This is a genomic window from Novosphingobium kunmingense, from assembly GCF_002813245.1.
Classification (GTDB): domain Bacteria; phylum Pseudomonadota; class Alphaproteobacteria; order Sphingomonadales; family Sphingomonadaceae; genus Novosphingobium; species Novosphingobium kunmingense.
On the sequence record NZ_PHUF01000003.1, the window covers coordinates 681,703 to 696,896 of the forward strand.

15 protein-coding genes are annotated in these 15,194 nt (G+C 67.2%); 13 read left to right on the top strand and 2 right to left on the bottom strand.

Going from position 1 to position 15,194, the window contains the following annotated elements:
* The first annotated feature begins 72 nt into the window (after window positions 1–72).
* Genes B0I00_RS09415 through B0I00_RS09445 form a run of 7 tightly spaced genes read left to right on the top strand, consistent with a single transcriptional unit; the run spans window position 73 to window position 9,532 of the window.
* Window positions 73–351, top strand: a complete 279-nt coding sequence (locus B0I00_RS09415) for a hypothetical protein (RefSeq protein WP_100867106.1) — start codon at window positions 73–75, stop codon at window positions 349–351.
* Between the two features lie 10 nt (window positions 352–361).
* Entirely contained in the window at window positions 362–2,749 is a 2,388-nt protein-coding gene (locus tag B0I00_RS09420; protein WP_100867107.1) for a phage tail tape measure protein, read from the top strand.
* Complete coding sequence (locus B0I00_RS09425) at window positions 2,746–3,420, top strand: DUF2460 domain-containing protein (RefSeq protein WP_100867108.1); 675 nt, start codon at window positions 2,746–2,748, stop codon at window positions 3,418–3,420. Before B0I00_RS09420 ends, B0I00_RS09425 begins: the two co-directional genes overlap by 4 nt.
* Window positions 3,420–4,538, top strand: a complete 1,119-nt coding sequence (locus tag B0I00_RS09430; protein ID WP_100867109.1) for a hypothetical protein — start codon at window positions 3,420–3,422, stop codon at window positions 4,536–4,538. Before B0I00_RS09425 ends, B0I00_RS09430 begins: the two co-directional genes overlap by 1 nt.
* 4 nt (window positions 4,539–4,542) lie before the next feature.
* Entirely contained in the window at window positions 4,543–5,577 is a 1,035-nt protein-coding gene (locus tag B0I00_RS09435; RefSeq protein WP_100867110.1) for a DUF2163 domain-containing protein, read from the top strand.
* A 4-nt stretch (window positions 5,578–5,581) separates the two neighbouring features.
* On the top strand, window positions 5,582–8,038 hold the full coding sequence (locus B0I00_RS09440) for a phage tail protein (protein WP_100867111.1): 2,457 nt from the start codon (window positions 5,582–5,584) through the stop codon (window positions 8,036–8,038).
* 3 nt (window positions 8,039–8,041) lie between these two features.
* Window positions 8,042–9,532, top strand: coding sequence for a hypothetical protein (locus B0I00_RS09445; protein WP_100867112.1), 1,491 nt, complete (start codon window positions 8,042–8,044; stop codon window positions 9,530–9,532).
* Here B0I00_RS09445 and B0I00_RS09450 read toward each other — a convergent pair.
* Window positions 9,461–10,384 (bottom strand): acyltransferase family protein, encoded by a 924-nt coding sequence (locus B0I00_RS09450; protein ID WP_100867113.1) that lies wholly within the window; start codon window positions 10,382–10,384, stop codon window positions 9,461–9,463. The genes B0I00_RS09445 and B0I00_RS09450 overlap by 72 nt on opposite strands.
* An 80-nt stretch (window positions 10,385–10,464) precedes the next feature.
* Here B0I00_RS09450 and B0I00_RS09455 point away from each other — a divergent pair, with 80 nt between their 5' ends.
* From B0I00_RS09455 to B0I00_RS09480, 6 genes are all read left to right on the top strand, one after another.
* Entirely contained in the window at window positions 10,465–10,887 is a 423-nt protein-coding gene (locus B0I00_RS09455) for a hypothetical protein (protein WP_157812521.1), read from the top strand.
* A complete protein-coding gene (locus B0I00_RS09460) occupies window positions 10,880–11,359 on the top strand; it encodes a hypothetical protein (protein ID WP_100867115.1) in 480 nt (159 codons plus the stop codon). The genes B0I00_RS09455 and B0I00_RS09460 overlap by 8 nt, the downstream gene beginning before the upstream one ends.
* Window positions 11,360–11,363: 4 nt before the next feature.
* Window positions 11,364–11,792 (top strand): N-acetylmuramoyl-L-alanine amidase, encoded by a 429-nt coding sequence (locus B0I00_RS09465; RefSeq protein ID WP_100867116.1) that lies wholly within the window; start codon window positions 11,364–11,366, stop codon window positions 11,790–11,792.
* The gene (locus tag B0I00_RS09470) at window positions 11,789–12,238 is read left to right on the top strand and encodes a hypothetical protein (RefSeq protein ID WP_100867117.1); all 450 of its coding nucleotides are present in this window, start codon (window positions 11,789–11,791) and stop codon (window positions 12,236–12,238) included. Before B0I00_RS09465 ends, B0I00_RS09470 begins: the two co-directional genes overlap by 4 nt.
* Entirely contained in the window at window positions 12,238–12,951 is a 714-nt protein-coding gene (locus B0I00_RS09475) for a hypothetical protein (RefSeq protein ID WP_100867118.1), read from the top strand. The genes B0I00_RS09470 and B0I00_RS09475 overlap by 1 nt, the downstream gene beginning before the upstream one ends.
* 87 nt (window positions 12,952–13,038) lie before the next feature.
* Window positions 13,039–13,662 (top strand): hypothetical protein, encoded by a 624-nt coding sequence (locus B0I00_RS09480; protein ID WP_232730177.1) that lies wholly within the window; start codon window positions 13,039–13,041, stop codon window positions 13,660–13,662.
* Window positions 13,663–13,757: 95 nt separating this feature from the next.
* On the opposite strand, the gene B0I00_RS09485 is transcribed toward B0I00_RS09480, so the two are convergent.
* Window positions 13,758–14,465, bottom strand: a complete 708-nt coding sequence (locus B0I00_RS09485) for an outer membrane protein (protein ID WP_100867119.1) — start codon at window positions 14,463–14,465, stop codon at window positions 13,758–13,760.
* Between the last annotated feature and the right edge of the window lie 729 nt (window positions 14,466–15,194).

Consider the following 15,194-nt stretch of genomic DNA (forward strand, 5'->3'; position numbering starts at 1 on the left):
TCGCACTGGTGCGAGGCGGGGCTGGACCCGGACAGTTTCTGGGAACAGACCGTCCCCACCTTCAACGCCGCCATGGCCGGGCGCCAGCGCGCGGTCCGGGCCGAGTTCGAGGCGCGGCGCGACCTGTCGCTGATGACCGCCTATTTCAGCGGCCTGCTTAGCCAGATCGACTGGAAGAAGGCCAAGATCCCCGATCGCTTCGACCGCTGGCGCGACCAGATGACCCGGCCCCGGGCGGCCGCGTCCAGTTCGGCCGATCGCGTCGCCGCGTTCGAGGCCCTGGCGGCGGCCGGGTTCGACATCAAGGTCACCCGCCGCCTGCGCAATCCTGCCCCCGGGCAGAAACCCTGAAGGACACACCGTGGCAACCAAAGTCGGCAGCCTGCTGATCAGCCTCGCGCTGGAATCGGGCGCGTTCAGTTCGGGCCTGAAGAAGGCTGAGAAGGACATGCGCGATTCGGTGCGCCGGATCCAGCAGGTCGGCGAAGGCATGGCCCAGCTCGGCGGGCGGCTGTCGGTGGCGGTGACCGCGCCGCTGACCGCCTTTGCCGCGCTGTCGGTCAAGGCCGGAAGCGACGCGGCCGAACTGCAGAGCGCGTTCGACCAGACCTTCGGCACCATGTCCAAGGGGATGACCGAATGGGCGCGGGTGACCGGCGATGCCATGGGTCGTTCGACGCAGGAACTGCAGCGCGCGGCCAACACCTTCGGGATATTCTTCAACCAGGCTGCGCCGACCAAGGCGGCGGCGGCCGACCTGTCGCGGACCTTCTCCGTGCTCGCGCAGGACCTGTCGAGTTTCTACAACGTCGATGCGCAGACCGCGCTCGACAAGCTGCGCTCGGGCCTGTCGGGCGAAAGCGAGCCGCTGCGCGACTTCGGCGTGTTCATGACCGAGGCCGCGGTCAAGGCCAAGGCCATGGAAATGGGCCTGGTCGGGGCGGGCGGGGCGCTGTCCGAACAGGCCAAGATCATGGCCCGCGCGCAGATCATCCTGGAAGCGACCAGGAACGCCCAGGGCGACGTCGCCCGGACCAGCGACGGCCTGGCCAACCGCACCCGCGCCGCCAGCGCGGCGATGCAGGAACTGCAGGTCAGCGTCGGCCAGAAACTGCAACCGGTGATGCTCAAGCTGCTCGACCTGGCCGACAAGGTGCTGGGCGCATTCAACAGCCTGTCACCCGGCGCGCAGACGGCGGTGATCGCGCTGGGCGGGATTGCGGCGGTGGCCGGGCCGGTGCTGATCGGCCTTGGCGCCATCGTTTCGGCCACCGCGCCGTTCACCGCGGCAATCGCCGCGATCGGGGCGTCGGGCGGGATGATGGCGGCGGTGTCGGCCGGGTTCACCGGACTTGCCGCGGCGCTGGGCCCGGTGCTGATCCCGATTGCCGCCGTGGCCGCCGCCGGCGCGCTGATCTATGCCAACTGGGGCACGATCGGGCCGCTGCTGGGCCAGCTCAAGACGGTGTTCGTCGAAACGCTCGGCCCGCCGCTGCAGAACCTGATCGGCGCGGTCAGCGCGGCATTCTCCGGCCTGTGGAAGGGTCCGCTGGGCGATCTGATAAAGGCCGTCTGGCCGGTGCTGCTGCAGCTGGGCAAGGTGTTCAGCCAGGTGATGGGCGGCACGCTGCTGGTCGTCGCCAAGGGTGCGGCGACGGGGCTGGGGGTGATCTTCAATTCCATCGCGGCGGCGATCCGCGCGCTGGCGGTGCTGTTCGACGGGACACTGGCAACGGCGGCGATCGCGGCCATGGCGCGCCTGGTGACCGGCGTGCGCGAATGGCTGGTGGGCAAGTTGGGGGCGGTGTGGAAGACCGTCACCGACAAGATCGAGACGGTCAAGCGCGGGTTCTTCAACCTGTACGATGCCGTCGTCGGGCACAGCTACGTGCCCGACATGGTCGACGGAATTGCCGCCGAAATGGCCCGTCTCGACGCGGTGATGGTGGCCCCGGCGCAGAAGGCGACTTCCAAGGCGGCCGAGGCGTTCAAGGCCATGGCCGACAGGATCAAGCCGCTGCTGGATCGGCTGTTCCCGCAGATGGCGGCACTCAACGCGTTCCGGGCCGACAACGCGGCGATCGACGCGGCGGCGGCGGCCGGGCCGGCCAAGGGCGGCATTTCGCCCGAGCTGGCCGAACAGGCACGCCTCGCGCTGGCGCTGCAAGGCGTGGGGGCCGACATCGCCGCGCCGCTGCAGGCGATCACCGATGCGCTGGAAATGGACAAGCCGCTGATCGATTTCGACAAGATCGCGGCGGGGTTGGACGCGCTGGGCCAGAAGCTGGGCGGAGGCGTGGCCGAGAAGATCAGCGGCCTGAAGGACGGCATCCGTTCGTTCGGCCTCAGCGCGCAGGATGCCTTCGTCACCGTGGCAGACAACCTGAAGGGCCTGATCCTGGGCGCGCAGAGCCTGGGCGATGCACTGCGCAATATCGCCGCGCAGTTTGCGTCGAAGATCCTCGACAAGGCGTTCGATGCGCTGGGTAGTGCGCTGAAAATCCCCGGCTTTGCCACCGGCACCCAGTTCGCACCGGGCGGGCTTGCCCTGGTCGGCGAGCGCGGTCCCGAGTTTGTGAACCTCCCGCGCGGAGCGCGCGTCCACACCGCCAGCGACACACGGGACATGTTGGCGCAGCCCGCGCCAGCGCGGAACATCACCATGATCGTCAACACACCCAACGCCGACAGCTTCCGCCGGTCGGAACGGCAAATCGACCGCGACCTGCGGCGGCGGGTGGGCCCATGACCGGGTTCGTCGACGAATACATGCCCGACAAGGTGCCGGGCTTTCCCTGCACCGCCGCGCCCCGGTTCAACACGTCGATCAAGGTGGCTGCGGGCGGGGGAGAGAAGCGCAACCAGGAATGGGAACAGCCGCTGCACCGCTATGGCCTGCCCGAGGCGCAGGGCCGCGATCCCGATGTGGTCGAGGCGCTGCGCCAGCACTGGCTGACCATGCGCGGCCCCTATTTCTCGTGGCCGTGGGCCGATCCGTTCGACAAGGCGAGCCTCGACCTGGCGCATCCCAACGAAAGCGACGACGACGTGCTGGCGCGGATTGCCGCGACCGACCAGCTGATCGGCACCGGCGACGGGCTGGCCGAGCGGTTCCGGCTGAGCAAGCTCTATACCTATGGCTCGGGATCGTACCGGCGCACGGTGCACCTTCCGGTGCTGGCCAGCGTGGTGGTGGCGGTGGACGGGGTCGAGGCGGATCCCGGCGACTACACCGTGTCGCGACCCGGCGGGGTGATCGAGTTCGCCGTGGCCCCGGCCGACGGCGCGGCGATCACCGCCGGCTTCCTGTTCGACGTCGAGGTCCGGTTCGAGGGCGACGACGCGTTCGAGGCGATCCTGCGCGGCGGCGACGTCGGCGGGTTTGCCGGTCTGTCCCTTATCGAAGTGAGGCCTTGCTGATGGCGAACAGGTGGTGCGACGGCTTGGGCCGTTACGGCGGCAACAAGGCGCTGATGCTGAACGGATCGTCGTCGCAGGCCTGGGCGCAGGTTTCGGGTTACTGGAACCTGTCCACCGCCAACCCGCGCACCGGCACCCATTGCCTGCGCCTGACCGACCAGATCCCGACCAGCGAGGCGCGGCGCGTGTTCGGCGAGCCGCTGGAAGAAGTCCTGTTCGGCTTTGCCCTGTTCGCCCACGACCTGCCGAGCCGCGAACCGGCCATTGGCGCCAGCGCGAGCAGCAGCGAGGTGCTGCTGGCGGGCGGCGTGTCGTTCGACATCCGCGACCAGGCCAATATCCCGCAATTGTCGTTCATCCTCGGCACCGATGGCGCGATCGAGGTGCGGCGGCGTCCCGGCGGCCCCTATGGCACGTCGCAGCTGATCGCCCGCACCGTGCCGGTGATCGGGGCCGGCGCCTACCAGCACGTCGAGATCTATGCCCGCGCGTCGAACGAGAACGGCGCGATCGAGATCCGGGTGGACGAGATCACCCGGCTGAACCTGACGGGCATCGACACGGTCAGCTCGAGCAGCGTGGAGTTCAGCCAGGTGTCGTGGGGCGCGGGCTTCAACGGCGCGGCGCCAACGATCGACCTGGCGGACTTCTATTGCAACGACACGGTCAACGACGGGTCGGGCTGCCACACCTTCATCGGCGATTGCAAGTCGGGCTGGCTTCAGCCCAACACCAACACCGCCCAGGCCGATTTCACCCTGTCGGCGGGCGCATCGGGCTATGCCCTGCTCGACGACCTGCCGCCCGACGACGCCACCTATATCGAGACCGCCAGCGCCACCGCGCGGAGCGATTTCGGACTGCAGAACCCGCCCGCCAACCTGGTCGAGGTGCTGACCGCGCGCCCGGCGGTCCGGGCGATGAAGGACGACGCCGGCACCGCGCTGATCGCGCCGTCGCTGGTGTCGAACGGCGTCAAGGCCGCGGTCGAGGATCAGCCGGTGACCACCGCCTTTGCCTATTACGACCAGAACGTGCCGTTCGATCCCGATACCGCCGCGCCGTGGGACCTGGCGGGGCTGACGGCGGCGCTGGAAGCGATCGAGCGGACCGCCTGACGCCATGACCGCGGTCAAGGTCAGCGAGGCGGGGGTCGAGGTGCTGCACCGCGTCCTGCCCGCCGTGCGCGTGGCCGAGGCCGGGGTGGAATACCTGCACCGCGTCCTGCCCGGGCTGACGGTCAGCGAGGCCGGGGTGGAATACCTCCACCGGGTGCAGCCCGCCTTTGCCATTTCGCAGGCAGGGGTCGAGTTCCTGCACAAGGCGCAGCCGTGCCTGACCCGCCGCGCGCAGATCTGGACGATCACCCGCACCGACGGCGCGGTGCTGCGCTTCACCTCGCTCGACCGCGACCTCGACTTTGCCGGACACACCTATGCCGCGTGCAATTCGCTGCAGCCCAGCGCCAGCGAGGAACTGGCCGAGGTGTCGCAGGCGGGCAATGTCGAGCTGTCGGGCCTGATCGCGTCGGGCGCCATTTCGCAGGACGACCTGCACCGCGGCCTGTACGACGGCGCGCGGGTCGAGGCGCACCTGGTGAACTGGGATGGCCCGCGCTTTCGCAAGGCGATCCTGGCGGGCACCTTCGGACCGGTGTCGTTCGATGCAAACGGCTTTTCGGTCGACATCATGGGTGACGGGGCGCGGCTGACGCAGACGCCATTGGTCCGCACGTTGCAGCCCAACTGCCGCTACCAGTTCGGCGATGCGCTGTGCGGCAAGGACGTTGCCCCCCTGACCGTGACCGGCACCGTTACCGCGGCGAACCGCCAGCGCGGGTTCACCGACGCCGCGCGGGCCGAGGCGGCGGGCTATTTCAGCCGCGGCCGGGTGACCTTCACCAGCGGCGCCAACGCGGGCATTTCGGCCGAGATCAAGGAGCATCTGGCGGGCGGGATCATCGCGCTGTGGCCGCGCCTGGCCTTTGAGATCGAAGTCGGCGATGGCTATGCGATGGTGCCGGGCTGCACCAACATGCTGGACGCCAGCGGGGGCTGCAACGGCTGCACCGCCTGGGCCAACGCAATCAACTATGGCGGCGAACCGAACGTGCCCGGGCGCGACAAGCGCGGCAGCCAGCCCGACGTGAAGCGGTGACGCCGTGACCGGGCAGCTCCTGACCCAGGCGGTCACCTTCGTCGCGCAGGTCGGCATCAGCTACATGCTGAACCGCCTGACCGCGCGCGACGGGCCCAAACTGGACGACCTGTCGCCCGGCAGCGGGGAATACGGCGTCGCCATGCCGCGGGTCTACGGCGCCGAGGTGCGCTTGGCCCCGCCGGTGCTGGCACAGGCCGACTTCAAGGAAACCGAACACACGGTCGAGGACTATTCCGAAGTGGTCGGCGCCATTTCGGGCGCGGCGCAGGGCTTCCTGATCGGCGGGCCGATCGGCGCGGCGATCGGCGCGGTGGTCGGCGGGCTGTTCGGCGCGGCGGCCCCGGACCAGAAATACTACACCTATTCGGTCAGCCTGGCCCTGCTGCTGGCCGACCGCTCGCGCGACGAACCGATCGAGGCGCTGAACAGGCTGATCGGTGCCGGCCGGACGATCTTCGACGCGGCCGAACTGGCGGGCACGACCACGCTGGACAGCCAAGGCAACGTGCTGTCGATCGTCTTCCCGCAGAACCGCTATGTGAAGTCGGTCCGGGTCTATGGCGGCGGCAGCGAACAGGGCATCGATCCGGTGCTGGCCGCCGCGGTGGACGAGGTGACCGCCTATCGCCACCGCGCCTATGTGGTTCTGGAAGACCTGCAGCTGGAAACCTTCGGCAATTCGGTGCCGCTGATCGAAGGGCTGATCCAGGCGCGCACCGCGCACACGCTGGCCGACGTGGTCGGATCGATCTGCGCCGAAAGCGGGATCGCGGCCGCCTATGACCTGTCCAGCACCGAATTGTCGGGCATCGTCCTGCGCGGCTATGCGATCACGGCCGAAACCGCGTGCTGGGACGCGATCAAGCCGCTGCTGCCGGTCTACCGCTTCGACGCGGCCGAAACGGCGGGGCAGGTTCGGTTCTACAAGCGCAACCAGGGCATGCGCGCCAGCATCCCGGCGGACGATCTTGGCGCCCACGAATACGGCAACAGCCCGCCGCCCAGGGTTTCCTTCACCCGCCAGTACGATGTCGGCCTGCCGCAGGAAACCAGCATCACCTTCCTCGATCCGGCGCGCGACTACCAGGCCAACACGGCATCGTCGCGGCGCAGTGAAGGCGATGCCAAGAGCAACATCGCGCTGACCCTGCAGCTGACCCTGACCGCAGACGAAGGCGCGACCGCCGCCGCCACCGCGCACTGGGATGCGTGGCTGGGCCGCACCCAGGCGCAGTTCAGCCTGACCGACGCCTGGATCGGAATCGAGCCCGGACGCATCTACACCCTGCCGATCGAGCAGGATCGCCTGCCTTTCCGCGTCACCCGCAAGCTGCGCGGCGCCAACGGGGTGATCGAGGTCGAGGCGCTGTCCGACGAAAGCATCACCTATCAGGGGACGGTCTCGGGCGCGCCCGCGCCGCTGCCCGGCAGCGAAAGCACCCTGCTGGCCGGCACGGTGGTGGTGCCGATGGACATGCCGATGCAGTCCGACGGGCACGACACCTTCGGGTTCTATGTCGCGATGGGGGCGACACGGCCCTACTGGAGCCGTGGCCGGGTCGAGGTGTCGGGCGACGGCGTGACCTATGCCACGCTGCTCGACCATACCGCGGCGGCGGTGATGGGCGACGTGGTCGGCACGCTGACCGCCGGCACGACCACCGGGCTCGACGACAGCCTCGACACTGCCAGCGTGCTGACGGTGGAACTGCTCCACGACCAGATGGCGCTGCAAAGCGTCACCGACGCGCAGCTCGACGCGTGGCGCAACTTCGCCTTCGTCGGGCAGGCCGGGCGCGGCGAATATGTGCAGTTCAAGACCGCGACCCAGACCGGCCCGACCACCTGGGAATTGACCGACCTGCGGCGCGGCCAGCGCGGCACCGATCACGCGATCGGCGGGCACGCGGCGGGCGACAGCTTCGTGCTGCTGGGCGAAGGCGGGATCTACCACGTCCCGGCCGTCGATGGCAGCGGGTGGGGCGATGGCCTGACCCTGCGCGGGGTGACGCTGCACCAGGACGCAAACGACGCCGCCACGGTGACCTTCTCCAACACCGGCGAGATCAAGCGCCCGTTCTCCCCGGTCGGGCTGACCGGCGCGTTCGTGGGCAGCGACCTCGAACTGGAATGGACCCGCCGCGCGCGCTTCTTCGACGGCGATCTGCACACCGACGCGCCCGAAACCTGGGACGTCGAACTGTACCGCAACGCCGCGCTGGTCCGCACCGAAACGGTCGGCAGCCCGGCCTATGTCTATGAAACGGCCGACCAGGTGGCAGACGGCGTGACCGATGGCGATGCGATCGTGGTGCGGGTCTACCAGGTCAACACCGACTACGGCCGCTCGCGCCCGCGCACGGCCGCCTTCATCCAGGACACCTTCGTGCTCCATCTGGAAGACGGGACCACCTCGTGGCGGATGGAAGACGATCTGACGCCGATCGGCTTGGGGTAAGCAATGACAAAGACGACCGATTTTGACGCGCTGCTGGGCGCAGCGGTGGATGCTGCCGCCGATTTCCTGCCGATCATCGACGCCAGCGAAACGGGGCTTGCGCGCAACAAGCGCATCCTGGTCGCGCAGCTCAAGATCGCGCTGGGCGTGTCTGCGCTTGGCGACACGATCAACAACGACGATTGGTCCGGCACGCCGCTGGCCATTGCCAATGGCGGAACTGGGGCCACGACCCAAGGCGGCGCGCGGACCAATCTCGACGTCTATTCGAAGGCGCAGGTCGATGCGCTGATCGCCGGGCTGACCGCGAACGGCAAGGCCGCCGTCCGCGCCGCCTCGACCGCCAACGTCACGCTGGCGACCGGGGTCGAAAACGGCGACACGCTCGACGGAGTGACGCTGGCCACCGGCGATCGGGTGCTCCTGAAGAACCAGTCGTCCGCCTCGGAAAACGGCGTCTATGTGGTTGCCGCTTCGGGGGCGCCGACCCGCGCCGCCGATGCCGATACCGGCGCCGAACTGGTCAACGCCGCGGTCTGGGTGTCCGAAGGCACGGCCAACGCCGACACGCTATGGGTCTGCACCACCAACGCGCCGATTACGGTCGGTTCGACGGGGCTGGCGTGGATCAACCCGTTTGCGGGATTGAGCGCCTACACCGACGAACAGGCGCAGGACGCCATCGGCGCGATGGTCGATGGAACGTTGACCTACACCGATGGCACTCCGCTGCTGGGCGTCAACACTACCGCCGAAGCGGAGCGCATCCGCGACGTGATCGGTGCGGCGCTGGTTGCCGGAACGAATGTCACGATCACTGCCAACGACGCGGGAGACACGATCACGATTGATGCGACTGGGGGCGGGGGCGGCGGTGGCGGATTCGCGACGATATCTCCCCCCACGTCGGCGCAGTTCACGTATCAGGCTGCAGGAACCGGCGCAGGAGGGACAATCACCTCTGGCACGAAGTTCTATTCGATACGGCGAACCGATACTGGAACCTTCAGCGGCGAGCGTGTCTATTTCAGCGGCAAGGCCGTGCCAGGCGGATCATCCTGGACCGTGGTTATGGGGATTCTCCCCAACGCCAGGGAGCAGGAGATATCCAACCGATACTTCAAAATCGGGCTTGGCCTATATGAGTCGGGGACGGGCAAACACATGCACATTGTCCACGATAGCTACAATCAAACCCCCCGCGTTGAGGCGCAGCGGTTCACTAGCCTGAATTCGTCAGCCACGGGAATCGGAACCGATGTTCTGCTGGCAAAGGGCCGCTTTCCGATCCTTTTCCGAGTGGTCTATGACGGCACCAATTACGCGCTGGGATACAGTCTAGACGACGGTGCGACCTGGGATACTTACGCAACCGTCGCCAAGACGACGGCGTTTACCACGGCGGCTGACAAGGTCGGTTTGTCAGTTGGCAGTTTCAATGATTACGGTGCCGGCGCGCTTCGTGCTGACTGTTTTTACTACGCGGAAAGCTAAGTCCACCAAAGCAGCTACACAAACTGCCGCAATAATGGCCAGCCACCCCGGTTGCCCTCTCTGCGCCATCAATGCGATCAGCACTGGCCAGTGAACGGCGTAGAGCGGGAACGACCACTCACCCAGCTTTTGCAGCATCGGCGCGAGCATCGCGGGCGGCTCCGACAGGCCGCAGAGAACCAGAAAGATACCGATCGGGGCGACTGACCAATCGGGCGGGGACAGCCAGATTACGGCGGGTAACAGAAAAATCGGCCAGAAAGGCAGAACGGGACGGTCCTTGAGCACTCGCCACGCTACGATGCCGAGGCAATAGGTCGAAAGCGCACGGGGAACCGCAAAGGGCATCGACTCGGTTACCGATCCACTGTGCCAGGTGGGCGACAGGGCCAGGACCGAGGCGTAGCAGATCACGGCGATGCCGATTAGAGCGGCCGCGCCAAGCCGGGCAATCATCGTGTGCGCTACATTGGCCAGCAATTCGATCACGACCGACCATTGCGGGACGTTCAGGGGAAAGGCCGAGATGCCTGGAACCGGCTGCGGTAGCCAGATCAGGGCAAGACCGAGCAGCCAGAGGGTATCGGGGCTGACGAGGTAGCCCAGCACAGCGCCAAGCCCCACCAAGGGATAGAGACGAAGTAAGCGGACTTTCAGGAACCGGACCTGATTGTCAGCCATGCGGGCCTCATAGGTCCGCGCCATGACGTAGCCTGACAAGGCAAAGAACACATCGACAGCAATCCACGATCTGCCCGGCTCGGCCCCGGTCGGCAGAAGTAGCGAGTGTCCGATCACCACCACCAGCGCCGCGATTCCGCGAAGTGCATCAAGTCCGGGCAGGCGCTGCATGGGCCATAAAGTCCCGCAGAAATTCGAACAAGTAAAGCCGCTTAACCAAGGCCGGGGGGCCGAACGATGGGGTGTGACCTGTGACCGATCTTGCCATGCTGCTGCTGCGGCTGACCTGCTTTGGATTGACCGCCTGGACGGCGTGGTGGAGCCGGCCGGGCTTCGCCGCGATGACGCGGGGGCGCCACGGGCTGGCCGACGTCGCCCTGGCCGGGGTGTTCTTCTTCGCGATCGGCACGCTGGTGTTCCAGGCGCGGTGGCTGACCGCGGCGCCGGTGGGGGTCAACCTGCTCAGCCTGCTGCTGGTCAACATCGGCCTGGGCCTGCTCGCCTGGGGACAGCGCCGCGCCCGCGCGCGCGACCTGGGGCGGCTTGTCGCGGTGTTCGACCGGCCCGACCTGGCGCTGGCGCTGACCGATCTGGCCGCGACCGATCCCGAGGGCGCCGCGCGGCTTGCCGCCGAGGCCCGCCGCCTGACCGCCGAAGGGCTGGCGCGTGGATAGTGCGCCGGGGTGGCTGGCCTGGCTGAACAGCGGCGCGGCGGTGACCGCCGGGGCGGCGATCGCCTGGCTGTTCAACGCCTGGATCGAGGCGCGCAAGACCCGCGACGATCGCACCAGCGCCAGCGAACAGACCCAGCTGCGGGTGGGCGAGCACGGCACCGAGCTGATGAAGGAGGTGTTGCGCGTCGTTCGCGCGGACCTTGACGCGGCCAAGCTGGAAGTCGCGCAGCTGCGCGGCGAAATGGCCGCCTTCCAGGACATCGAGCGGCGGCTGATGCACTTCGAGGAAGCGCTGTTCCACATCGACCACCTGATCCGCGCCGAGGAAACCGGCGACCGCGAGGCCGCCGAGCACGCGGCCGAGCTGTTCCTGACCAAGATGCGCGCCCTGCGCCAGCTGCGCGGCGACGAAGCCAACCGCGAACAGGCCGCCCGCGCCGCCGGCCGCCTGTTCGAAGACAAGGAAGGATGATCCCATGGGCATGCTGCCAATCCGCTACCTGACGATCCATTGCGCCGCGACGCCCGAGGGCCGCGCGGTCAGCCATGAACAGATCACCCGGTGGGACCGGGACAAGTTCGGCCAGACCAGCTATCACTGGGTGATCGAGATCGACGGATCGACCCACCGCACCCTGACCGACGACCAGAAGGGCGCGCACACCGGCGGACACAACACCGGCAACATCGGGATCTGCTACATCGGCGGGATGGACGCCGGCAAGAAGGCGGCCAAGGACACGCGGACCCCGGCCCAGAAGCGCGCGATGCGCACCCTGGTGCGGACCTACCAGCAGCGCTATCCCGGCCTGAAGGTGTTCGGCCACCGCGACTGGCCCGGTGTCAACAAGGCCTGCCCCAGCTTCGACGTGACAGGCTGGATCGCCGCGGGGATGCCGGAATGACCCGCTGGCTCCACGTCTTCGCGTTGGTCTGCGTGGCGGTGACCAGCGCCTTCCTGATCTGGCTGTCTCTCCATCTGATCGAGATCCTCGCCGCGCGCGATTGGTGCCTGACCGCGATCGGCGCCGACAAGGCCAGTCCCAGCACCGGAGACATCGACACGCTGACCGCCTGCGTCGGCCTGCTGACGCTTCAGGTGCGGGCGCTGGCGATCGACAGCCACATCGCGATCGGCACGCTGGCGCTGTGCCTGGCGGTGCTGGTCGTGGTCGTCCTCGCCAACGCGCGGATCCAGCTGCGGGCGGGGCCCAGCGGGGTCGACGGCACGATCGGCGGCGCGGGCGAAGGGGCCAGGGCGACGGCCGAGGCGGCGGGGAAGAAGGCCGACGAGATCGCCCAGGCCGAGGAGAACGCCCAGACCGGACCCAAAAGCCCGGAGGCGGGCTGATGCTGACCCTGCTGTCCATCCTGACCGGCGGCGGGCTGATCGGCTCGATCGTCCTGCTGGTGCTGCGTCCTGCCTTGCGGGCGAGCCTGGGCGGGGCGCTGGCCGCGATCCCGGCGCGGGTCTGGGGGGCGCTGGCGCTGATCGCGCTGGTGCTCGCCCTGACCTGGTACCACGGCCATGCAGTCAAGGCTGCCCGCGCCGAGGGGCGAAGGGCCGGCGTCTCCGAGACCAACGCCGCATGGGACAAGGCGCAGGCCGAATGGCAACGCGCCGCCGCCCAGTGGACCCGCAACATCGAACGGCGCGATCGATCGATCGCCGACGAGGAAAGGCAGAAACATGACCAGGCTGTTCGCGACAACCGCGCTCGCGCTGATGCTTTGCGGCTGCTCGGGCCGGGACGCTCAGCCGCGCATTGCATTCGACCCGAGCCTGCTGCCGGCGTTCCCCCCGCCGCCGGTGGACCCGAAGGCGCCCCTACCGGACCCGATGCTCCCGAGCCTGAGCTGCCTGCAGGAAACGGGACACCCGACCGGCAATGGGCCATCGTGCCCTGGGGCTGGCTCGTCGACCGCGCCCGCGAACACGACGACCTCCGCGCCGAGAACGTAGGCTGGCGGCGCTGGTACCTGCGCGAACAGGCCGCCTGGGACAAGGCGCGGGCGGATGGGCCGGCGGGACCGAAGCCTGAATTCGGGGATAAATCCCCGTAAGTAATAACAAATCAAGTATTTCCTTCAATTGACTCGTGCGATTTTCGCGCCATGCATAGGCAGCGATTTCGCAAATAGGGGGTTCTGATGAAGTACGCGATTTTCTTCGCATCGATTTGCATGGCCGCGCCGCTCTCGGCGCAGAATGCTGCGCCGGCGGCGCAGTCAGCACCGGCCGCGGCGCCGATGGTTGCCGCTATTGCGCCCGCCACGACCGCCAACGTGCTGCGCGCGGGCACCGAAGTACCGATGATCACCCGCGAGGATCTGACCACGAAGAAGAAGCAGTTGCGCGTCGGTCAGCGCATCCAGATCGAGGTTGCCGGCAACATCATGCAGAACGGCATGGTGGTGGTTCCGGCGGGCACGCCCGGGGTCGCCGAGCTGACCGAAGTTCGCAACAAAGGCATGTGGGGCAAGTCGGGCTATATCGCCGGACGGATTCTCTCGATGCGAATGGGCGATCGCCAGGTTCGTCTGACCGGAACCTTCGACGACAAGGGCGTGACCGGCACGGCCGGGGTCGTCGCGGCCGTCGCGACCATTCCTCTGGTCGGATTTTTCACCACGGGAACCAGCGCCAGCATCCCGACCGGCTCGGCGATCAAGGCCTTCCTTGACGAGGATCTGGCCTACACCCCGGTCGCAGCGCCCGCTCCGATCGCCGTACCGGCGGTCGCACCCGGGGCAGGTTCGCCCGCCGCGGAATAGTTCGCAGCCAGCTGCACCATATTTCGGGATGTGAACGCCCGGTAGCGCCGCGCTTCGGCGCTACCGGGCGTTCATCGTTCTAGGCCTGCCGGCCATCAAAGCCGATAACGAACCTTGACGGATACGCTCTCGAGCCGGTCCTTCACGTTCCAGTGACACAGGCCGTCAGGACTTTGCGCCCAGGTGCAATTGCTCGGCGTCCCGTTGGATTCCTGAAGGAGGTGATGCACTGCGCCGAAATCGGCGTGGCTCGCCGCCAGACCGATCGACGCGCGCGGGCTGATGGCGTAGTCGAAGCCAAGGCCGAGAACCCATCCCGTGCGGTCGCCCTTGCCGCTGAAGTTCTGCCCGGTGCCGTCCGTTTCGAAATAGCGCTGGCGAGCGTCGGAAATGGCCAGGCCGCCGGTCAGATAACCGGCCATGCGGCCCGAGGTGACCCCCAGTTTGGCGCGCGCCGTTGCAAGCTTGGTGATCCGGGAACCAATTTCGTAGCTCACGAGCGAAGGCACGACTTCGCGTGTGCTGTCGGCCGTCCCGAAAAGCACATCACCTTCCACGCCGACGAGCAGGTTGCCCGAGATGACGTCGTAGCCGGCACTGAATCCGCCCATCATTGCGTCGTCTTCCAGACGAGCACCATCGAGTGCAAAGTACCAGTTCTGAAAATCGGTCTGAGAGGTGCTGAGGCGGGTGGCCGCGGCGACAACGCCAACGGTCGCGCCGCCAAAGTATGGGCTTTCCTCTGCAAGTACCGGTGTTGCCGCGGTCAGTGCGGTAACGAGGCTTAGCGTCGCTAGCTTCATGGTTTGATTAGCCTTTCGTCGAGATCGGTGAATTAACGATCTAACGCTGCGTGGCTAACATCCACTTTTCAGTAACTTAGGGGATTAACCGGATAGCGTTCTTCGCGGTGGGTTCTCCTTGAATGGTGCACGGCACGACCCGGCGTCGAACCCGTAGTTACAGGAATCGCTTTCGCGGACCGGCAGGCCTTGCGGCAAAGGGTCTTGGCTCGTAATCCAAAGGGCGGCGCACGGACGCCGGGTCGATCCCAAGTTCAAAGCTCAGTCCGAAGCGGGGTGGAGCGCTCCACGCGACAGTTGCAGTGACGCGTACGGTATCGCCCAGCCTGAGCGAAACCCTATCTCCGATGGTCAGGGCCGGTTCCATCTCCCCCATGAGGCCCGTGGCCGAGACATTTCGAACCTTGAAGCAATGGGTAATGCCACCTTCGGTTTGGAGTTCTCCGGTGAGCAAGAGGCTGCTTCGTAGGGCCCCACGGTTCTCTGGTTCGTTCATCGCGCAGCGCGTGAGCCTTTCCTTGATTGATCGTTCGACCGGCGGTTTCTCGAAGGGAAAGTAAGCATTCCAACCGATTTCTTGGCAATAAGAGCAAATACCTAGGAGCCCGCGCTGTTTGATGTTGATCTCGGGTATGGCGTTCGGCACAAGCCCGCGCGTTAGTGGAGCCTTCGATGATCAAGCGTGCGAATCCAGTCGATCAAGCCCAGCCAGGGCAACGCCTCGAAGAG